The sequence below is a fragment of the Campylobacter sp. IFREMER_LSEM_CL2194 genome, from assembly GCF_025771685.1.
GTDB lineage: Bacteria > Campylobacterota > Campylobacteria > Campylobacterales > Campylobacteraceae > Campylobacter_D.
Genome location: NZ_JAKMQS010000003.1, coordinates 12220 through 32447, shown reverse-complemented (window position 1 = coordinate 32447; position 20228 = coordinate 12220). Strand labels below are relative to the sequence as shown.

The window sequence follows — 20228 nt, the reverse complement described above, 5'->3', positions numbered from 1 at the left end:
GTGATTATAGCAATATTATTTTACAAAAGCAAAAACACGCAAGAAACACTTCCAATCAAACACAAGCATAAAATAATCTTTTGTTTTACATCTAAGTTTGCACTTTCTATGATTTGAGCCTTTTTGAAAAAAACATAAATTAAAATTTTTAAATAAGCATAAAGCATAATCATAGAACTTAAAGCTATAGCAAATACAAGTACATAATAGCCTGAGTTTAAAATAGAAGCTAAAATTAAAATTTTACCCCAAAAAATACCAAAAGGCGGAATACCTGCTATACACAAAATGAATATAGCTAGCATTATAGACAACACTGGTCTTTGATCAAACAAACCTGAAAAACTCTCAAATGAACTTTTTTGAAATAAACTCAATATTAAAAAAATTCCATAATTTGCAAAAGCAAAAGATATCCAATACACAAACAAAGCAAAAATTGAAAGCAAATAAGAAGTCCCATCTCCTTGAGAACTCACACTCATACTAGAAACAATAACTGCTAATATAAAAGAAGAATGAGTAATAGAACTATATGCTAGCATTTTTTTCACATCTTTTTGGATTAAAGCTACTATACTTACAACAAGCATAGAAAAAATTGCTAGTAATGCTACTATGTATTCAAATTTTACTCCACCGCCTAAAGCAGAAAAAATTCTTAAAACTACTATTATCATAGCTATTTTTGGTACTATAGATATAAATGCTATAAAATTTGTATGCACTCCACAATACACATCTTTTAACCAAAAATGAAAAGGTGCAATAGAAAGTTTTACTCCAACAATAACTAAAAACATTACCCCAGCACAAAGCAAGATAGGATCTGAAATATATTCAGAATGCAATAGATTATCTAAATCCAAAGATTTTGTTTTTAAATATACAAAAGCACAAGCAAAGACAAAAAACCCAGCGCCTACCGCAGCTAAAGTAAAATACTTTATACTAGAGCTAATAGCATTATGAGTTCCTCTTAGTGCTATTAATGTATAAAGAGCTAAAGAAGAACCTTCTAAAGCTAGGAAAATTACAATTAAATTAGTGCTTGATATCATTAATATCAAAGAAGCAATCATAAATAAAAACAAAGAAAAAAACTCTGCCTTTTGCTCATCTTTATCCATTAATAAATAAAGCATTGAAAAAACTAAAATAACTATTTGAGCAAAAATTGCATAATTATCACTTACAAATAAACCAAAAAAGGCATGAGAATTATCTAAAACAAAGCCATTATAAAGCAATAAAAAACACAAAGCGCTAAATAAAGCTATAACACTTGCTCCTATATAAAAATTTCTAGAAAGCTTTTTAAATGCATCCAACAAAAGCAAAACAATAGCCCAAAAAAGCAATGATAACACAGGAAATAACAATACAAAATTGAATTTTTCTAAACTAAAGCCACTCATTAAAAACCTCTTATATCATCTATGATTTTTTGATTTTCTATTGCAATATTTCTTGTTTGCATAACTTCAAGAATGCTATTTACATTCAAAGCAATTTCATCAAGCATAGCACTTGGAGCTATCCCTAAATAAATTACCAAGGCACTTAAAATACTCAAAACAAAAATTTCACCTTTTTTTAATATTAATTTCTCTATTTTTTCTTCACTAGTGGCAAAAAACATATTTCTATAAATATTTAACATATAAATAGCCCCTAAAATAATCACACCACCTGCAAATAATGCATACCATAAATTCACACTTGCTATGCCTTGTAAAATTAAAAACTCACCTACAAAAGAAATAGTCAAAGGTAGTGAAATAGATGAAAATAATAACACCGCAAAGAAAAAGCTAAATAATGGAGCTGTTTTAGCTAAATTTTTATAAAAGTCTAAATCAAAAGTATGATATCTTTTATAAAGCATATAAGCAGCCAAAAACAAACCACCCGTTACTATACCATGTGCAAACATGTAAAATACAGAACCACTAACCCCATTATAAGTAAAAGTCACAATACCCAAAATCACCACACCCAAATGCGAAATTGAGCTATAAGCAATTAATTCTTTTAAATCTTTGGTTTTAAAAGCAATTAAAGCTGCATATAAAATTCCAACTATACATAAAATAGCAAGTAAAGAATAATAATGATTTAAAGTATCAGGTGTTAAAGGCAAGATAAATCTTAAAAATCCAAAAGGAGCCATTTTAAAACTAACAAGCATTACAGATACTAAAGTCGGACTTTTTGCATAAACTTTTGGCGCCCAAGTGTGGAAAGGAAATAAAGGACTTTTAATCGCAAAAGCGATAAAAAATCCTATAAAGATTAAATTTTGCACACTTTCAGGTATGAAAAATTCACTCTGATACCAAGCAAGTAAATCAAAACTCCAATACCCAAAACTTTGATAATACAAAAATCCTACATAAATAATCGCTAAAAGCATGAGCATAGAACCGCAAAATGCATAAATGAAAAATTTAATCCCTGCTTTATAATTATCTGAATATCTGCCTATTAAATAAATAATAGGTATAAGAGAAAACTCCCAAAATACATAAAACAATAAAGCATCCAATGAAGCAAAAAGCCCTATAATACAAAATTGCAATAAAAATATACTTACTACAACACTTTTATCTTGAATATCTAAACATATAAAAGATAAAAAAATCATAATAGAACAAAGCAACATCAAATAAAGCGCTATAGCATCTACACCGATATGAAAATTAACTATTAAAGAATTTAAACTAAACTCATAAGCTATACCATTATGATAATTAAACAATAAAAAAACATTAAAAACTAAAATCAAAAAGCTAACTAAAATAGCAAAAGACTTGCTATCTTCTTTTTGCAAAAACAAAGCTATAAAAGCTGCAAAAAATGGAAATAACATTAATAAACTAAGCATTCTACACCGCCAACGCTAAACAAAATAAACATACAAAAGCCAACACTGCGATTCTTAAAACCAAAGAATAATCCTTACCTATACTAAGAGTCCTAGCAAAAGTTTTAAGGAAAAATGCAACACTATCTACCAAAGTATCTAAAATTTCTTTATCGCTTTTTCTTAAAAATTCACAAAATAAAGCATATTTACTAACAATAAATTGATGATAAAACCTTGGTATATAGTATTCATTAAACAAAATCTTATAAATACTTGTTTTAGAAAGTGATGGTTTAAACCAATTTTTCCAATAAGCCATGATAGCCAAAAGCACTCCAAGCACTGCAGCAGCACTTGCAAGCATCATAACTAAAGAATTTTGCCCATCAATAAAAGCTAAATTTTTACTTACAAACTCCATAAAGCTATGCTCAAAAAATCCTGCAACAATAGCAAGCAAAGCCAAAGGACTCATCGCAAATAAAGCTATTTTACTAGCTTCATGAGGATGTTCTTCATGTCTTTTTGGAGTAAAAAATACAAACATTAAAAGTCTAAAACTATAAAAAGCTGTCATAAAAGCTGCTATTAAAAGTACCAAGAAAATTCCATGATGATGACTTATAAAAGAAAATCCTAAAATTAAATCTTTAGAGAAAAATCCTGCAAAAGGATAAATTCCTGCCAAAGCCAAAGAGCCTATAAGCATTAAAATAGCGCTAAAACGCATACTTTTATAAAGCCCGCCCATCTTGCTAATATTAAGCTTATCATTCATCGCATGCATAACATTGCCCGCACCTAAGAATAGTAAAGATTTAAAAAATGCATGGGTTGCTAGATGAAATAAAGCTATAGCATAAGCCCCAAGACCTGCTGCTACAAACATATATCCAAGTTGAGAAAGCGTTGAATAAGCAATAATTCTCTTTAAGTCTTTAGCCACCATAGCCATAGAAGCGGCAAAAAGCGCTACAAAAGCTCCAAGTATAGCGATAAAATATCCTACTTCAGGAACTTGTAAATAAAGCTCTCCAGCACGAATTACTAAATAAACTCCAGCAGTAACCATAGTCGCAGCATGGATTAGCGCTGAAACTGGTGTAGGTCCTGCCATAGCATCAGCAAGCCAAGTATGGAAAGGAAATTGTGCTGATTTACCCATAGCACCCACAAAAAGTAAAAGCGCTATCAAAATCAAAATCATATCATTTTCATGCCCTAAAGATAAAAGAGTAAAAAACTCATCGTATTTTAAAGAATTGAACTCTATATAAATTAAGAAAATTCCTAAAAGCAAAGCCAAATCTGCGATTCTATTCATGATAAATGCTTCATTAGCAGCAAAGGTGTATTTTTCATTATGATACCAAAAACCTATCAAAAGCCATGAGCAAAGTCCAACGCCCTCCCAACCTATGAAAAGTCCTAAGAAATTATCACTCATAATCAAGAACATCATAGAAAAAACAAAAAGTCCCAAATAGCTAAAATAGCGATTAAACCCTTCATCATGCTCCATATAAAATATACTATATAAATGCACAAAAGTAGCAACTATGCTTACTATATTCATCATAATTAAAGTAATAGAGTCTATTTTAAAACCAAAACTAACATCTACCAAAGATATCCAAGTACCAAGTTCAAAATTAAAATGCACTCCATTGCTTAATAAAATAATTGAAGCAAGTGCCGAAAAAGCTATAAGCAAAGAAGCTAAATAGCCTAAAATAATTTTCTTAGCACTAAAAGCAAAAATACCTAAAACAATAGCTGAAACTAAAGGAGAAAAAAGTGCAATTAAAGCTAAATTTTGCATTTTAACTCTCCTTTTTCAGCTAAAGAACTAAGCTCTAGTGTTCCTGTTTTTCTATACCATAAAACACAAAGTGCTATCCCAACAGCTACCTCACAAGCTGCAACCCCCATTACAAATAAAGCAAAAATTTGTCCTTCAATATCTTTATGAGAAACTCCTGCTGTAACTAAGGCCAAATTAGCAGCATTTAATAAAATTTCACTTGAAATAAAAAGCATAATTAAATTTTGGCGTTTTATAATACCTATTAGACCAATGATAAACATCAAAATAGCCACAATGTAGTATTTTTCTAACATCATTGCTCATCCTTTTTTATATTTTTTTGAGTAAGTGCTATTGCACAAATTAAAGCTATTAAAAGTAAAATTGCCATAAATTCAAAAGCAAGCATGTATTTTGTAAATAAAGTAAAACCTATTTGCTGAGTTGAATCAAGATCATAAACTTCACTAGTTTCATTTAAACCAAAGTTATAGCCCATAATAATACTAATTAACAAAATAGCACTAAAAATCACAGCAAAAATAAATACTCTTTTACCTTTTAGACTTTCCTTTACTTTTATCGAAGCATCAAAAAACATCATAGCAAAACTATAAAGACCTAAAATAGCCCCGCTATAAACGATAATTTGAATCGCTCCAATAAATTCAGCATTAAGTAAAAAATAAAATCCGCTCAAAAACACCATAGCCGCAGCCAAAGAACTAATAGCATAAAGTACACTAGTACTTAAAACGCTAATTAGAAAAAATCCCAATACCAAAACACTTAACAAACAAAAAGCTATCGTTTCAAACATTTTCTTCCTTTGGGGTATCTTGCTGTCTTTGCAAATCTATCTCATAATAATTTGGAGTTTTCTTTACTAAATCATCAGCATCTTTTCTTAAACTACCACTTCCTTCAAATACTACTTGATTTTTAAGCTCATCGATAGGAGTTAAAAAATCTTCCTTTTGACCAAAATACGATCTTTGCTCTGCTGCATTTTCATACTCTTTGCCATGCACAATAGCAAGTTCAGGACAAACATCAGCGCAAAAGCCACAATAAATACAACGTCCTAAATTGATACTATAATTTTCAACCTTTTTACGTCCATCTTCGCTTAAACTTGTTTCCATTCTTATGCAATTGCTAATGCAAATTTTTTCGCACAAGCCACAACCAATACAACATTCATTTTCACTTTCAATAAAACGCATCAAACGATGTACCGCACGGTAGCGATTATCTAAAGCAACTTTTTCCATAGGGTATTTAATCGTTGCGCTATTATTTTTTTTAAACATTTCTCTTAATACGACAAACAAACCTACAAAAAGTTCTGTATTTAAAGAACGCTTGATTACTTGTATAAATTTTTCATAAGCATTTTGAGGATTTTTACGCTCAAAATCTACTTTAAAATAACCTTTTTTCATTGTTTTTCCTATATCACAAGTACTAAAGCACTAATTAATAAATTTAAAACCGCTAAAGGAATTAAAATCAAATAACACATTCTCATTACTTGATCAGGACGCAGTTGCGGAAAAGCCCCTCTAGCCCAAAAATACCAAAAGAACACAAAAGACACTTTCAAAAGCATCATAATAGCCCCTGGTATAATCCAAAAATCATTAAATCCACCCAAAAATAAAAGCGATATCATAATCGCTCCTGTTATCATGGCTGTATATTCTCCGATAAAAAACATACCCCATCTAAGCCCACTATATTCAGTGCCATAACCTGAAACAAGTTCAGTTTCGTTTTCACTTAAACAAAGTGGAGTTCTATTAGTTTCTATAAAAATAGCTATCACAAACAAAATAAAAGCCAAAGGTTGTTTAAAAATAAGCCAAGAAAGTATGCCTTCACTTTGATAGTTATTAATATCTACTAAAGACAAAGAGCCAACAAGCATTACAACACACACCAAAGAAAGTCCTGCAACGCTCTCATAAGAGATAATAGAAACAAGCCCTCTTGCCCCGCCTAGCAGCGACCATTTATTATTACTAGCCAAGCCTCCTAAAAAAATCGCATAAAAACTAACCCCGCCCATACCTATGACAAATAACAAGGCCACATTAATATCAGCGATAATAGGACGAATCACTCTACCAAATAAAGTAAATTCAGGAAAAATAGGTATAGCCGCAATTGCCACAAAAGCACAAATTGCTGCAATCAATGGAGCAATTAAAAATACCACTTTTTGAGCATAAGTTGGAACAATATCTTCTTTAGTAAAAAGTTTAATCATATCAGCAACTACCTGAAGCAATCCAAAAGGACCTACCATATCAGGCCCTAAACGACGATGAAATAAAGCCAAAGCCTTTCTTTCAAGATAAGTTGCCAAGCCTGCTAAAGTTGCAAAAATAGCTATAACAAGCACGCATTTGATAATTGTTTCTATAATAAAAAAAGTAATATCACTCATATTTTAGCTCCTGCTTTTTCAAGCCAAACTTTTGCATATCGAGTATTATTAAATAAAGATTTATAATCAATCTTACTATCATAATCCCCCAAATACGCTCCATTTTCTAAAGATTCATCACATTTTACACTTATAGCAATTTGAGTTTTTTCATTTTTTAAAATAACACTATCATCTTGGTTTAAATCAAATTTTTGCATTAAATCAGACGATAAAAATAAAGCTCCAACCTCATTAAAAGCTCTATTGCTAAGCTTTGAAAACTGATGAATACAATTTGCATGATATAAGGTTAAATTTCCTTCATTTTGCTCTTTGACTTCTTGAGTGCTTAATGTTTTTTCAAACTCAAAATGAGAAAAATCAAGCTCATAGCCTCTATGATTTGCCCCACCATTATCATAATGATTTTCCAACTCATCAAAATCAATTGCCATAAAGCCTTTATTTTGTGGTAAAAATTTAGTATAGTTGATTGTAAATTCCTCATCAAAACCTAAAGCATTTGCTAAATCATTTAAAAAATAACCTTTAAATTCTAAAGCTGCATTTGTAGGAACTAATCTTTTGTCATAATTTACAAAGCTACCTTCTTGTTGATTTAAACTAGAACTTGCAAGATCAAAATGCCCATCATAAGAAAAAGTAAAATCGCCTTTTTCGTTATAACCTAGTGTTTTTCCCGCTTGAAAATCTTGACTTAAATCACAAATTAAACTCACGCCTAAAGTATTGGTACAAGTTGGATTTAAAAAGACTTTAAAATCAGTATATTTTTGCACCAAAGCACAAAGTTTTGCTAGCTTTACACTTTGCTCGTCATAGTAAAAATCACTTCCTATAATAAGTGTAAATTTTTGCTTTTTTGCGAGCAAAGTTTCTAAAATATCCTCATCTATGCCAAGATTTTTCGCATAATTTGATCTTTGCACCTCTATGCTTTTTTTAATTTTTTTAGGCACAAGCTTTTTAACTTCTTCTATAATAGTTTCGCCATTTTCATTTTGCTTTTCTGTCTTTTCAATAACTTCTTCATTAATAGTTTCTTCTATTTCTTTAGTGCCTTGATAATACGCATTTTCTAATGTATTTTTAAATTCTTGTGGAAACTCTTTAGCAAATTTTTGTAAGATAAACAATAAAATATTTTCATTATCTTTAATATCATGATTAATCTGCAAGAAATTTTTAGAATATTTATCCACACCCTTATCTTTTATAGGGTGAAAATATAGTCCCGCACCTTTATTCATCACTAAAGCGTTATTAACTTTATATCCTAGCGTTGGCGCATCATAGCGTAAAAATGAACCTACGATGATTAAAAAATCACTTTGAGTGATATCATCTGTATTTGCATTATACATTGCATTTGCATTTTGATAAAAACAAGCTAGGAAATCTTGGAATTTTTTAGCTTCATGATTTATAAGATTAAGATTAAATTTTTTACTTAAATTTTGCAAGATTAAAGCTTCTTCATTGGTAATAAAACTATTAAATAAAATATTTTTTATTTCATCATTTTTTATCATATTTACTAGTTTTTCAAAAGCTTTTTCATCTTTACCTTGAACTTCATTTTGGGTATTAAAACCATATCTTGCAGCTTTATTTAGCGTAGCAAAAGCAAAATCATTGCTCACTCTATAAATTTTTTCTTTTTGATTATTAATACTAGTTTGTTTAATATCATAATACATCAACTCACAATCACTAGAATGTGGATTACTAGCTGGAATTTTCTTTAATTCCCAAGCATTAGATGTATATTGAAAAGCCGAACCCACCAAGGCTCCTGTTGGACATACGCTAGTGCATTCTCCACAAAAAGAGCAATCAAGCATATCACCACTACTTGGCGCAATTAAACTCTTTTGAAATTTAGTCCAAATCGCTAGTGCGTCTTTACTCATACTCTCTTTAAAACTTGCATCGGGCGCGTTTGCTCCTCTTGGAGTAGTTTTTAAAGCACTTTCACCTATTTTATCTTTACAAACTGTGATACATCTTTCACACACTATACATAAAGCTGGATCATAATTAATCTCACCCCATTTTTTATGCTCTTTATGGGTATCTTTAATCCAATAATTTTGCACATTTACTCTTGCTTTGTGTGTAAAGTTTTGAAGCTCACATTCGCCAGATTTATCACATACCCCACATTGTAAAGGGTGGTTGATACAATATGCTTGCATGATAGCATTGCGCTCATCCCATAAATTTGGCAAATCACTCTCTACTACCATACCTTCTTTAACTTTAGTATTACAAGAATAAACCTTTTTACCATCAGCTTCTACCATACACATACGACATGCAAGTGTTGGAGAACAACCATTTAAATAACAAATTGCAGGAATGAAAATATCATTTTTTCTTGCGACATTTAAGATATACTCACCCTCATTTGCCTCACATTCTATACCATTAATGATAACTTTCATTTTATAACCTTAACTTGAGCTTTTGAAAAAGCAAAACCAGCGCTTTCATAATCAAACAAAGCCACCGTGCCTTTTAAATCATGATTGATTTTTACTATAGTTGTAAATTCTTGAGTGTTTATTTTTAAATTAATTTTATCCTCATCCTTGACCTTAGCAATCAAAGCAAAAGATGAAGAACAATGCAAATTTTTGTCCGCTAAAGGTGCTTGCATGATGATAGTTCCATCAAAATTATCAAGTTCTAAAAGTTCACTAAAAGAATTTTGTATTAACAAATTTTCTTCATTTTCATTAGAGCAAATCAGCAAAAGATTAAATTTATGACAAAGTTTTTCTAAAAAATACTTAATATTTTCAAAGTCTTTATGTTGGTATAAATTTTCATCAAAAATAATACACTTTGCTTCTTTTAAAAACTCCAAAATCTCTAAAGCCTCTTCTTCGCCAAAGCAAGATTCAGCACTTAAATAACCCTCATCAAGCTCGTTAAATTCAGCCTCTAAGCTCATCTTACAAAGTAATGCAAGCACAAAAGGCACACTTGCAATCTCACATTTATAAAAGCTTGCTTTTAAATTTTTATCTTCTAAACAGGAAATATTGTAATTTTTACTTTTGTTAAGCTTAGCACAAAGTGAAGGATTTTTTAAAGAAAGTAAATCCACAAAACACAAAGCATTTAAGCCTTCTTGATATTTTGCTAATTTCATTGTCCTACCTTTTTAAAAACTATAGTCCAATCTACTTGATTAAATTTTAAAGAATTTAAAAGTTCACAATTTTGCTCTTTTATGAAAGCAAAACTTTTTTCTACATTGGAAAAATCTCCTATTTCAAACAAAACCACTAAAACTTCATCCATATAGGCTTTTTGAATGATTTGTTCTAAATCCTTAAATAAATCTTGACTTTTTCTTAAATCCACGCGTCTCATCGGTCTATCTCACCTAAAACTATATTAATACTTCCTAAAATCGCCACCGCATCAGCCAAATATGACCCTATAAGCATTTCTTCTAAAAACGCACAGTGAAAAAAACTTGGAGTTCTAGCTCTTAATCTATATGGTCTACCGCTACCATCTGAGTGGATAAAAAATCCAAGTTCGCCTTTTGGACTTTCAGTTGGCACATACACCTCTCCTTTTGGTGGTTTTAAGCCTTGGGTTACTAGGACAAAATGTTGCATAAGTGAATAATTTTGCGTCATGATTTGCTCTTTTGAAGCGCTTACATACTCAGGATGATTGCATAAAATTTCAGGCGGAGTATCTTGATAAAGCTTAGCACATTGAACTAAAATTTTCAAACTTTCTCTAAATTCTTGCATATAAACTTTATATCTTGCATAAGAATCACCCATTTTAGCCACAGGCACGCCAAAATCTACCTCATCATAAAGCAAATAAGGCTCTTCTTTTCTAACATCATAAGCAATCCCGCTTCCTCTTAGCATAACCCCGCTACAACCCCAACTTAGCGCTTGTTCTTTACTTACCACTCCTACATTTTCAGTTCTTGCACGCCAAATTCTATTATCATCAAGCAAGGCTTCATAATCTTTTATATCATTTGGAAATTTATTGCAAAATGCTAAAAGTTCATCTAAAAAACCTTCAGGTAAATCAAGCATTACCCCGCCTATTCTCATAGATGAATGTGTAAGTCTTGCCCCACAATATTTTTCTATTAAATCAAGCACATATTCACGCTCTCTAAAGCAGTATAAAAATACTGTCATCGCACCAATATCAAGAGCATGTGTAGCAAGCCATAACAAATGCGAAGCAATGCGGTTTAACTCAAGTAAAATCATCCTTATCACACTTGCTCTGCGTGGAATTTCCAAACCACAAAGTTTTTCCACAGCAGCTACATAGGCATAATTATTTGCACTAGCTGCGATATAATCCATTCTATCAGTAGTTGGGATAAACTCTTGATAGATCATATTTTCAGCCATTTTTTCCATACCACGATGCATATAGCCTATACAAGGAGCAGCCTTGGTGATTTCTTCTCCATCAAGTTCTAAAATAAGGCGTAAATTTCCATGAGCACTTGGATGTTGGGGACCAAGATTTACTATCATAGTACCATCTTCACGCTCAAAGCTTATATTTTCATAATAAGGTTTTAATTTAGTAGAAATTTGCATTTTATCTTCTCTTATCTAAAATTTTTACTTGCGTTCTTTTGGCTTTTTTCACAAAAGGCACGCCACCTTCTTCTTGATATTCTTGTAGATATTTATCTTCTCTTGGGACTTCGCCTTTACCAACCTCATGATAAATTCTGCTAAAGTTTAGCGTGTCTTTTTCATCTACAAAACCTGGATCTCTATTTTCCTCACCTACAACCTCGCGGTATTCTTTTCCAAAAATTTTATCTATCTCATACCATTTAGCAAATTCATCACCATGCAAAGGATAGCTTTTTAAAAAAGGATGTCCATACCAATCATCAGGCATTAAAAGTCTTTTTAAATTCGGATGATTGATAATGAAAATTCCAAACATATCATACATTTCTCTCTCACACCAATTAGCACCCTTAAAAACACTCATAACACTTTGAAGTCTTTCTTTTAAACCAATGAAAGTCTTTATTCTCACTCTTAAATTTTTCTCCATATTTAAAAGCTGATAATATACTTCAAAACCTTGTTTTTGAGCGACAAAATCAATCACACTTGCATCAGTAAAACAACTATAACCTAAATTTTTAAGCTTGTTAAGAATAGCAACATTATCATCTTTATTTATTTCAATCACCCAAAAATCAAGCTCTATAAAAGAATTTTTTAACCCGAATTCTTGGCTTAAGATTTGATGATCACTCTCAAAAACACTACTCTCTGTACTTAGTTTTTTAGTTGCAGGTGCATGGTAAAATCTATCTTCATAATAATTTTTTAGCTGAGCATTTTTCTTATCGCTATATTTTCTCATCATATAAGCCTTTTTGGAGCTATTTTTCTGCTTGCTTTTTCTTTACGAATTCTTTTTTGCAAAATCATCAAAGCAAATTGAAAAGTTTCAGGGCGTGGGGCACAGCCTGGTACATAAATATCAACAGGAATGATTCTATCTACCCCTTGAACGGTAGAATAAGTATTAAACATACCACCGGTATTTGCACAAGAACCCATAGAAATAACCCATTTAGGATCAGGCATTTGATCATAAAGTCTTCTTGTAAATTCAGCATGTTTTTTGCTTAAAGTACCCGCTATAATCATTACTTCAGATTGTCTTGGACTTGCTCTAAAAATCGTTCCAAATCTATCAAAATCATATCTTGCACCACCTGCTGCCATCATTTCAATAGCACAACAAGCAAGCCCATAAGATAGCGCCCATAAAGAATTACTTCTACCCCATTGCACTAACTTATCAACCGTAGTTAAAACAACTGGCGCATTACTCATTTTTTGATACTCTGCCATACAAATGCTCCTTTTTTATAAGCATATAAAAAGCCTACTGCAAGTAATAAAATAAAAACAAACACTTCCACTAAGGCAAATAAAGATAGGCCATAATTTGAAAGCTCTGCGGTTAAATCTTTAAAAATCACTGCCCAAGGAAATAAAAATACTACTTCAATATCAAGCAAAATAAAAATCAAAGCAAAAACAAAGAATTGAGAATTGATTTTGTTTGCTTGCTTAGAAGCCATAGGCCCACACTCATAAATCCCAAGTCCGAGTTTTTTTCTATTATGAGAGGCGAGTTTGGAGCCTATTTTAGAAGAAATGTACACCAAAGTAAAAAATATAACACTTGCAATAACAAGCATTGCAAAGATGCCAAAGTATTGATGCTCTATAGTTGCGTGCGTCATAATAAACCTTTTATTCAAGCATAATTAAAATTTATTTTACTTTAACTTAGCTATATAAAAACTTATTATCAAAAAAATAATTTTTTAGGTATTTCAAAATGAAACAATTTTTATCTTTATTATAAAAACACTTTTTTATGGCATATATCTTGTAAGATTTTTTCTTGATGAGAAATAAATATATAAGTAATATCATGCATTTTTTGAAAAGTGTGCAAGTAGTTTAAAATTTTATAAGCAGTTACTACATCAAGCGCTGCTGTGATTTCATCTAAAATAAGTAATTTTGGCCTTAAAAGCAAAGCTCTAATCAAACCTAATCTTTGACTTTGACCACCACTTAACTTAGAGGGTTTTAAATTTAAAATATCTTTTTCAAGTTCAAAAGCATCAAAAAGTTTAAAAAGCTCTTCAAAATCGGGCTTAAGTTTAAAATTTTCATATACATCAAGTAAAAGTCTTTTAGTGCTTTTGTAAGGATTTAAAGCTAGCTTTTGATCTTGGAAAACATATTGAATTTTTTGGCGTAATTTTCTTTGAGTATTAAAATCTAAATTTAATATATTTTCATTTTCAAACAAAACTTCTCCAGTATTTGCTCGTTCAAGCATACAAAGAATTTTAGCTAGAGTGCTTTTACCACTACCACTTTCCCCACAAAGCAATAAATTTTCATTTTGATTTAAAGCAAAACTCACATCTTTAAAAACAAAAATTTCTTCTTCTTTTAAATACCAGTGTTTTTTAAATTTATAAGATTTGCTTAAATTTTTAACTTCTAAAAACATTTTCATTCTCATAAAGTTCTAGCAATTCTTTTGCAAAAGTTCCTTTTGGATTGCTTAAAAATTCTTTCATAGGCATTTGATAAAGCAAAGTTTTATCTTCTATGATGGCCACCTCATCGCAAAGCTCTTTAGCTAAATTTATATCATGCATGATGAAAATGAGATTTTTAAATTGTGTTTTTAGCTCTTTTAAAATAGCGATGATTTTTTCTTCATTAGCTCTATCAAGAGAACTTGTAATCTCATCACACAATAAATACTTAGCCTCGCTTAACAAAGCTAGCGCTATTTGAATGCGTCTTGCCATACCACCACTTAACTGATATATAAAAGAATGCCACAAAAGATCATGATTTTTAAGCCCTAAGCACTCAAAATAATAAAAGGCCTTTTCTTTAATCTCTTTTGTGCTTAAATTAGTATGAGTTTTTAAAACTATATTAAAATAACTTCCTATATCAACAAGAGGATAAAAACTCCCATAAACATCTTGAAAAAGCAAATTTATCTTAACTCTTAAGGCATTTAGTTCTTTTTCTTTTAAATTTAAAATATCTTTTTGATCTATCTGAAATTTTTGCGCATTAAGCTTATAGTGTTTATCAAAAAGCTTAATCATGCTTTTTAAAAGTAAGCTTTTTCCTGCTCCACTTTTACCCATGATAGCCAAAGCTTTACCATCTTCTAAATTAAGATTTACATCCTTTAGTAAGATTTTATCTTTAAAGCTAAGGTTAAGATTTGAAATTTCTATCATACTTTAATCTCTTCTTGCAAATCATTACCCAAAGCAAGCAAAGGCAAAATAAGTATAAGTATAAAGGCTACTGGAAAAACTATCATCCACCAAAATCCTAAAAACACAGCCTTGCTTGCTTCATTTAGCATATTTCCTAAACTTGGAGTCCAAAGCTCTACGCCCAAACCAAAAAAACTCAAAGTGGCTTCGCTTGTAATAGCATGAGCAATATTTAAAACAAAAAGCACAAAAAGCAAATTCCAACAAGCAGGCAAAAGTTCACTAAATAAAGCTTTCATCTTGCTAGAACCTAAAATGATAGCATTTTGATAAAACTCAAGTTTTTGAAATTTATTCAGTTGGGTATCAAGCACTTTTGCCACAAAAGCAAAATGCCCCAAAGCGATGATAAAAATCATACTCCACAAAGATCCTGCTAAAAAGCTTTGAAAAAACATAATCACAAGCAAAGAAGGTAGCGCTAAAAGCATATCAAGCACCCTAGCAAAAAAAGCATAAGCAAAAAATCTTGTTAAAAACACATAAGCACAAGCAAAAAGCACACTAAAAAATGCTGCCATTACCCCTACAAATAAAGAAACACGCAAGGCGTATAAAATACGTGTAAAAACATCCCTACCAAGTAAATCTGTACCAAAAATATGATTTAAATTTGGGGCTATTTTAGCCTTACTTAAATCCACTAAATTTGGATCATAAGAACTTATTAAAGGTGCAAAAAGTGCTAAAATAAAACTTAGCAAAATCATCATCACACAAAACTTACGCATTAGCAAACCTTGGATTAATCATCTTGCAAATTATTTCTACGATCAAATTTACAAGCACCACCACCAAAATGCTAAAAATCACCACAGCTAGCACCACAGGATAGTCTTTAAATAATATGCTTTTAATCACCAAATTTCCCACACCCTCATAAGAAAACACACTTTCTACTATATAAGTTCCCATTAAAAAACTCACAAAAGAAGCACCAAAATACGCAAGTATAGAACCAAAAGCATCTTTTAACACAAAGTGCAAATAAATTCTTGTTTTGCTAAGCCCTCTTGCAAAAGCACTTTCTATAAAGCTTTGATTTAAACTATCAATCAAACTTGTCCTTATAAAACGCACAAAAACAGCTAAATGCGAAAGCACCAAAGCACATACTGGTAAAAACAAATGCCACAAACGATTAAACACATCATCTTCAAAGCCAATATCTGCAATAGCCGAACTTGGAAAAAGCTTAAAAAATACAGCAAAAACCAAAATAAGCATTAGTGATAAAGAAAAAGCAGGCAGTGCAAAAAAACTCATCGTTAAAAAAGTAATAAATTTATCCAAAAAGCTATCTTTATAAAGAACACAAAAAAGCGCTAAAACCAAAGATAACACAAAAAGTATAAAAAAAGCTAAACTCCCTAGTATGATGGTATAGGGAAGTTTTTCTTTTAAAATTTCACTAACCTTTTCTCCGCTAATTAAAGAGTAGGAAAAGTCGCCTTTCATGGCATTAAAAAGCCAATTTTCATACTGCTCTAACAAGGGCTTGTCTAAATTTAAATTACGCTCGATTTGCTCTTTTATTTTAAGGCTAGTTCCTTGAGGCACACTAGCAAAAACCACGCTTCCTTTAGCATGATAAATCATCACAAAACATAAAAAACTTGCAAAAATCATCAAGAAAAACGCCCATAAAAGGCGTTTAAAAATGAGTTTTAGCACTAATTTTTGCTCCACTCATAAGCATTCCAAGTAAAACCTACCCCATGATGACCTAAAATATGAGGTTTTATACCTTGGATATTTTTAGCAAAAACTAAAGGATAATCAATATAAGCTATAAATAAAAACGCAGGATCTTTATATAAAGCATCGATAAATTCTTTATAGTGTTTTTTTCTTTCATTTACATCAAGTGAATTTCTAGCCTTTGTTAAAGCCTCATCAACTTTAGCATTTTGATAATGGCCAAAATTCCATCCACTTGAGTTTAAAGCACTATCTTGAGAGCTTGCAAAAACTCTAAAGGTATGAAAATCAGGATCATAAGGACTACCCCAACCTACTAAAAAGCTATCAATTTTCGTATAATCAAAACTTCCACTTGGTTTAGCTACCGCTTTTGCTTTTATGCCAAGCTTTAAAAACTCACTTTGCAAGATATTTACCAAAGCTACTCTTAGTGGATCTTCACTCATAGCATACATTTCAAAGCTAAATTCTTTGCCATTTTTTTCTAAAATTCCATTTTTGTTTTTCACAAAGCCTGCTTTTGCTAAAAGCTCGTTTGCTTTTTTTACATCATAAGCATAGCTTGCAAATTCTTTAGGATTTGCCCATGATTTTTCTAAAGGATGATTTGCTACTTTTCCAAAAGAATGCAAAAGTGAATTTACAATAGCTTGTTTATCGATAGCATAATTTAGTGCTAAACGTACATTTTGATCTTTTAAAAACTCATGATTAAGATTAAACATCAAAGCACGGTAATCAGCCGAATGTTCTATAAGCATTTTAAAGTTTTTATCATTTGCAAAATTTGAAGCTAGAGCAAAATCAACCAAAGCCACATCAATAGAACCATTTTTAAGCTCAATAGCACTTATACTTGAATCTTTAATGTGTTTTAGTATGAGTTTTGGTGTTTTTACCTTAGCTAAATGATAATTTTCATTTGCCTCTAAGATCATGTATTGACCTTTTTTCCATTGCTTTAGCTTATATGATCCTGTTCCTATAGGCATTTGATTAAATTTAGTAGTGTTTAAATTTTCTTTTTCAAGTAAGTGTTTTGGTAAAATCCCTACACTCAAAGCGTCTAAAAATGCAGGAAAAGGCTTTGAAAGTGTGATAGACAAGTGATAATCATCGATGATTTTTACTTCTTTAACTGCGTCAAAATTTACCTTTGAAGGTGAATTTAATTTCTCATCTTTTAAAGCATTTATACTAAATTCCACATCTTTAGCGCTAAATTTAGTCCCATCATGCCACAACACATCATCTCTTAAAGTAAATTCATAAACAAGTCCATCTTTACTAACTTTCCAAGAGCTAGCAAGATCAGGCGCTAAGCTCATATTTTCATCAAAGCGTGTAAGTCCTGAAAACACAAGAGCAATTGCCACATCATGATCTTCACTAAAAAGCGGATTTATACGCTCTGGCTCATTTTCCACTGCTATAACAATCGTATCTTTTGGCGTGATAGCAAAAAGATTTAAAGCACAAAAAAGCATGATAAAAAATCTCAACATAAAAGGCCTTTCTTATAAAATAAAGTGAAATTATAACGCTTTTTAATCATAAGCTTTGGTAAAAATTTCATTTTTATCATCAAATAAAAGTTGCAAATACCTCTCATACTGCTTTAGTATATCTACGATGATTTCTTGTTCGTTTAAATACTCTATATTATAACCATTACGCGAATCAGCAAAAAAAGTTTGTGGCTCAAAGATAAATTCTTTAGAATAAGTTGGCATAAATTTATCATCGATTATGCTTTGGCTTGCTTGTTTTTTTACTACTTGCACTCCATAGATAAAATCTTTTGCAAATTCTTTTTTTATAATCAAACTTATACTTGATTTTTCTTGAACAATCTGTGTTTTTAAGCCGTAATTTTTTAGACTTTGGCTGAGTGATTCCATAGCATTTTTAACTTTGGTATTTAAGAAATTTTGTATGTCTTGTTCTTTGCTTTGTTTTAAAATTCTAGCTAGTCTTTCTTGCCAAAATTCTCCTGAAAAATACACACTGCTTTGACTAAGCTTAGTTAAAGAGTAATTTACATCTACGATTAAACCTTTAAGCAGTGAAAAACACATCAAACAAAGCAAAAAAGCAAAAGGTAAGGCCACTATCATAGTGATACTTAAAATCGCTCCCAAGCCACCTGAATACAGCAAAGAAGTAGCTAAAAGCGCAAGTACAAAACCCCAAAGGACATTTTGCCATTTATATGGCTCATGAGCACCACCACTGCTTAAAGAATTTAACACAAATATCCCACTATCTGCTGAAGTGATGAAAAATAAAGCTAAAACCAAAAGTGCAAGCAAAGAGCTAAAATAAGAAAAAGAAAAATTTTGTAAAAAATAAAAAAGCAAACTTTCAGGTGCTGAAGTAAAAGGACTTAAAATATCATTAAAATTTAAAGCACTATTGCCAAAAATGCTAAACCAAAGTATATTAAAACTAGTAGGTACTACAAGCACACCAAAGATAAATTCCCTTATCGTTCTACCGCGAGAAATTTTAGCGATGAAAAAGCCCACAAAAGGTGCCCAACTAAGCCACCAAGCCCAATAATAAATAGTCCAATTATTAAACCACTCTATATGTTCTTTTTCATAATAATAAGTCTTAAAGCTCAAAGAAATTAAATTTTGCAAATAATTTCCAATATTAGAGCTAAATTGTGAAAGAATTTGAATGGTGTTGGTTGAAAAAAGCACAAAAAGCATTAAACACACTGCAAAAACCAAATTTGCCTCGCTTAAAATTTTTAAGCCCTTTGTCAAACCGCTAATCGATGAAAGCGTAGCTAAAGAAATGATGATGATTATAATCACGCTTTGTTCTAAAAAGCTTTGTTCGTTTAAAATGCCTAAATTTAAAAAGCCAGCATTAAGCTGAGAAGCACTATAACCAAGTGTGGTACTAATGCCAAAAACCGTGACAATCAAAGCTAGCATATCGACTAAATTTCCCCAAAAGCCATAAATTTTGTCTTTAAGCAAAGGGTAAAAAGCGCTACGCAAACTAAGAGGCATTTTATATCTAAAACCAAAATACGCCATAGCCAAAGCACACACCCCATAAATAGCCCATGGGTGAATTCCCCAGTGGAAGATAGTATGTAGCATAGCTTCTTCATCGCTTGTTTGCAAGGCTTTTTTATGTATGAGAGGTTCAGCCACACCAAAATACATAAGCCCCACACCCATACCCGTAGCAAAAAGCATAGCAAGCCATGAAGTGAATTTAAAATGAGGTTTTTCATCATCATCGCCGAGCTTGATATCGCCAAATTTTGAAAGAGCAAGTGCTAGCATAAAACACACAAAAAAACTCACGCTTAATATATAAAACCATGAAAAATTTGAAAAAATTCCACTTTTAATATGATTGATAAAATCATTTGTAAGCTTAGGCAAGAAAATACAACTAAGACTTAAGATGATTATAATGCTAATGCTTGGGATAAAAACTGATTTTTTAAAACTTGTCTTTAGCATGGTACTCCTTTTTTGGATAA

Annotated in this window: 20 protein-coding genes; all 20 read right to left on the bottom strand. The window is 31.0% G+C overall.

Going from position 1 to position 20228, the window contains the following annotated elements; genetic code table 11:
- Window positions 1-20: 20 nt before the first annotated feature.
- A complete protein-coding gene (locus L8V79_RS01885; protein ID WP_263682484.1) occupies window positions 21-1418 on the bottom strand; it encodes an NADH-quinone oxidoreductase subunit N in 1398 nt (465 codons plus the stop codon).
- Window positions 1418-2887 carry a complex I subunit 4 family protein gene (locus tag L8V79_RS01880; RefSeq protein WP_263702294.1) on the bottom strand — a complete coding sequence of 490 codons (1470 nt, stop codon included), beginning with the start codon at window positions 2885-2887 and terminating at the stop codon, window positions 1418-1420. Before L8V79_RS01880 ends, L8V79_RS01885 begins: the two co-directional genes overlap by 1 nt.
- Before the next feature lies 1 nt (window position 2888).
- Entirely contained in the window at window positions 2889-4691 is a 1803-nt protein-coding gene (gene nuoL / locus L8V79_RS01875; RefSeq protein ID WP_263702293.1) for an NADH-quinone oxidoreductase subunit L, read from the bottom strand.
- Entirely contained in the window at window positions 4679-4990 is a 312-nt protein-coding gene (gene nuoK, locus L8V79_RS01870) for an NADH-quinone oxidoreductase subunit NuoK (protein WP_070255456.1), read from the bottom strand. Before nuoK ends, nuoL begins: the two co-directional genes overlap by 13 nt.
- Window positions 4990-5496, bottom strand: coding sequence for an NADH-quinone oxidoreductase subunit J (locus tag L8V79_RS01865; RefSeq protein ID WP_263679527.1), 507 nt, complete (start codon window positions 5494-5496; stop codon window positions 4990-4992). The genes nuoK and L8V79_RS01865 overlap by 1 nt, the downstream gene beginning before the upstream one ends.
- Window positions 5489-6121: an NADH-quinone oxidoreductase subunit NuoI gene (nuoI, locus tag L8V79_RS01860; protein WP_039668894.1), complete on the bottom strand. Its 633-nt coding sequence runs from the start codon at window positions 6119-6121 to the stop codon at window positions 5489-5491. Before nuoI ends, L8V79_RS01865 begins: the two co-directional genes overlap by 8 nt.
- Before the next feature lie 8 nt (window positions 6122-6129).
- On the bottom strand, window positions 6130-7128 hold the full coding sequence (gene nuoH / locus L8V79_RS01855; RefSeq protein ID WP_039619340.1) for an NADH-quinone oxidoreductase subunit NuoH: 999 nt from the start codon (window positions 7126-7128) through the stop codon (window positions 6130-6132).
- Window positions 7125-9578 carry an NADH-quinone oxidoreductase subunit G gene (locus L8V79_RS01850; protein ID WP_263702292.1) on the bottom strand — a complete coding sequence of 818 codons (2454 nt, stop codon included), beginning with the start codon at window positions 9576-9578 and terminating at the stop codon, window positions 7125-7127. Before L8V79_RS01850 ends, nuoH begins: the two co-directional genes overlap by 4 nt.
- Window positions 9575-10291 (bottom strand): hypothetical protein, encoded by a 717-nt coding sequence (locus L8V79_RS01845; protein ID WP_263702291.1) that lies wholly within the window; start codon window positions 10289-10291, stop codon window positions 9575-9577. The genes L8V79_RS01850 and L8V79_RS01845 overlap by 4 nt, the downstream gene beginning before the upstream one ends.
- The gene (locus L8V79_RS01840) at window positions 10288-10515 is read right to left on the bottom strand and encodes an NADH-ubiquinone oxidoreductase subunit E family protein (RefSeq protein WP_263702290.1); all 228 of its coding nucleotides are present in this window, start codon (window positions 10513-10515) and stop codon (window positions 10288-10290) included. Before L8V79_RS01840 ends, L8V79_RS01845 begins: the two co-directional genes overlap by 4 nt.
- Entirely contained in the window at window positions 10512-11738 is a 1227-nt protein-coding gene (gene nuoD / locus L8V79_RS01835) for an NADH dehydrogenase (quinone) subunit D (protein WP_220701708.1), read from the bottom strand. The genes L8V79_RS01840 and nuoD overlap by 4 nt, the downstream gene beginning before the upstream one ends.
- A gap of 1 nt (window position 11739) precedes the next feature.
- Window positions 11740-12534 carry an NADH-quinone oxidoreductase subunit C gene (locus L8V79_RS01830; RefSeq protein WP_412175170.1) on the bottom strand — a complete coding sequence of 265 codons (795 nt, stop codon included), beginning with the start codon at window positions 12532-12534 and terminating at the stop codon, window positions 11740-11742.
- The gene (locus tag L8V79_RS01825) at window positions 12531-13028 is read right to left on the bottom strand and encodes a NuoB/complex I 20 kDa subunit family protein (protein ID WP_039619352.1); all 498 of its coding nucleotides are present in this window, start codon (window positions 13026-13028) and stop codon (window positions 12531-12533) included. Before L8V79_RS01825 ends, L8V79_RS01830 begins: the two co-directional genes overlap by 4 nt.
- Window positions 13007-13426: an NAD(P)H-quinone oxidoreductase subunit 3 gene (locus L8V79_RS01820; protein WP_263702288.1), complete on the bottom strand. Its 420-nt coding sequence runs from the start codon at window positions 13424-13426 to the stop codon at window positions 13007-13009. The genes L8V79_RS01825 and L8V79_RS01820 overlap by 22 nt, the downstream gene beginning before the upstream one ends.
- 119 nt (window positions 13427-13545) lie before the next feature.
- Complete coding sequence (locus L8V79_RS01815) at window positions 13546-14214, bottom strand: ATP-binding cassette domain-containing protein (RefSeq protein WP_263702287.1); 669 nt, start codon at window positions 14212-14214, stop codon at window positions 13546-13548.
- On the bottom strand, window positions 14198-14971 hold the full coding sequence (locus L8V79_RS01810) for an ATP-binding cassette domain-containing protein (protein ID WP_263702286.1): 774 nt from the start codon (window positions 14969-14971) through the stop codon (window positions 14198-14200). The genes L8V79_RS01815 and L8V79_RS01810 overlap by 17 nt, the downstream gene beginning before the upstream one ends.
- Entirely contained in the window at window positions 14968-15744 is a 777-nt protein-coding gene (locus tag L8V79_RS01805) for an ABC transporter permease (protein ID WP_263702285.1), read from the bottom strand. The genes L8V79_RS01810 and L8V79_RS01805 overlap by 4 nt, the downstream gene beginning before the upstream one ends.
- Complete coding sequence (locus L8V79_RS01800; RefSeq protein WP_318529918.1) at window positions 15737-16675, bottom strand: ABC transporter permease; 939 nt, start codon at window positions 16673-16675, stop codon at window positions 15737-15739. Before L8V79_RS01800 ends, L8V79_RS01805 begins: the two co-directional genes overlap by 8 nt.
- 11 nt (window positions 16676-16686) lie before the next feature.
- On the bottom strand, window positions 16687-18222 hold the full coding sequence (locus L8V79_RS01795; RefSeq protein WP_263702283.1) for an ABC transporter substrate-binding protein: 1536 nt from the start codon (window positions 18220-18222) through the stop codon (window positions 16687-16689).
- Window positions 18223-18264: 42 nt separating this feature from the next.
- Window positions 18265-20208 carry a BCCT family transporter gene (locus L8V79_RS01790; RefSeq protein WP_263702282.1) on the bottom strand — a complete coding sequence of 648 codons (1944 nt, stop codon included), beginning with the start codon at window positions 20206-20208 and terminating at the stop codon, window positions 18265-18267.
- Window positions 20209-20228: the final 20 nt, after the last annotated feature.

Excerpts from the sequence above, each read along its gene's own strand:
- L8V79_RS01825 (WP_039619352.1), bottom strand. The coding sequence starts at position 13,028 with ATGGCAGAGTATCAAAAAATGAGTAATGCGCCAGTTGTTTTAACTACG.
- nuoK (WP_070255456.1), bottom strand. The coding sequence starts at position 4,990 with ATGTTAGAAAAATACTACATTGTGGCTATTTTGATGTTTATCATTGGT.
- L8V79_RS01815 (WP_263702287.1), bottom strand. The coding sequence starts at position 14,214 with ATGTTTTTAGAAGTTAAAAATTTAAGCAAATCTTATAAATTTAAAAAA.
- L8V79_RS01830 (WP_412175170.1), bottom strand. The coding sequence starts at position 12,534 with ATGATGAGAAAATATAGCGATAAGAAAAATGCTCAGCTAAAAAATTAT.
- nuoH (WP_039619340.1), bottom strand. The coding sequence starts at position 7,128 with ATGAGTGATATTACTTTTTTTATTATAGAAACAATTATCAAATGCGTG.
- L8V79_RS01840 (WP_263702290.1), bottom strand. The coding sequence starts at position 10,515 with ATGAGACGCGTGGATTTAAGAAAAAGTCAAGATTTATTTAAGGATTTA.
- L8V79_RS01805 (WP_263702285.1), bottom strand. The coding sequence starts at position 15,744 with ATGCGTAAGTTTTGTGTGATGATGATTTTGCTAAGTTTTATTTTAGCA.
- L8V79_RS01845 (WP_263702291.1), bottom strand. The coding sequence starts at position 10,291 with ATGAAATTAGCAAAATATCAAGAAGGCTTAAATGCTTTGTGTTTTGTG.
- L8V79_RS01795 (WP_263702283.1), bottom strand. The coding sequence starts at position 18,222 with ATGTTGAGATTTTTTATCATGCTTTTTTGTGCTTTAAATCTTTTTGCT.
- nuoL (WP_263702293.1), bottom strand. The coding sequence starts at position 4,691 with ATGCAAAATTTAGCTTTAATTGCACTTTTTTCTCCTTTAGTTTCAGCT.
- L8V79_RS01790 (WP_263702282.1), bottom strand. The coding sequence starts at position 20,208 with ATGCTAAAGACAAGTTTTAAAAAATCAGTTTTTATCCCAAGCATTAGC.
- nuoD (WP_220701708.1), bottom strand. The coding sequence starts at position 11,738 with ATGCAAATTTCTACTAAATTAAAACCTTATTATGAAAATATAAGCTTT.
- L8V79_RS01865 (WP_263679527.1), bottom strand. The coding sequence starts at position 5,496 with ATGTTTGAAACGATAGCTTTTTGTTTGTTAAGTGTTTTGGTATTGGGA.
- L8V79_RS01885 (WP_263682484.1), bottom strand. The coding sequence starts at position 1,418 with ATGAGTGGCTTTAGTTTAGAAAAATTCAATTTTGTATTGTTATTTCCT.
- L8V79_RS01850 (WP_263702292.1), bottom strand. The coding sequence starts at position 9,578 with ATGAAAGTTATCATTAATGGTATAGAATGTGAGGCAAATGAGGGTGAG.
- L8V79_RS01810 (WP_263702286.1), bottom strand. The coding sequence starts at position 14,971 with ATGATAGAAATTTCAAATCTTAACCTTAGCTTTAAAGATAAAATCTTA.
- L8V79_RS01820 (WP_263702288.1), bottom strand. The coding sequence starts at position 13,426 with ATGACGCACGCAACTATAGAGCATCAATACTTTGGCATCTTTGCAATG.
- L8V79_RS01880 (WP_263702294.1), bottom strand. The coding sequence starts at position 2,887 with ATGCTTAGTTTATTAATGTTATTTCCATTTTTTGCAGCTTTTATAGCT.
- nuoI (WP_039668894.1), bottom strand. The coding sequence starts at position 6,121 with ATGAAAAAAGGTTATTTTAAAGTAGATTTTGAGCGTAAAAATCCTCAA.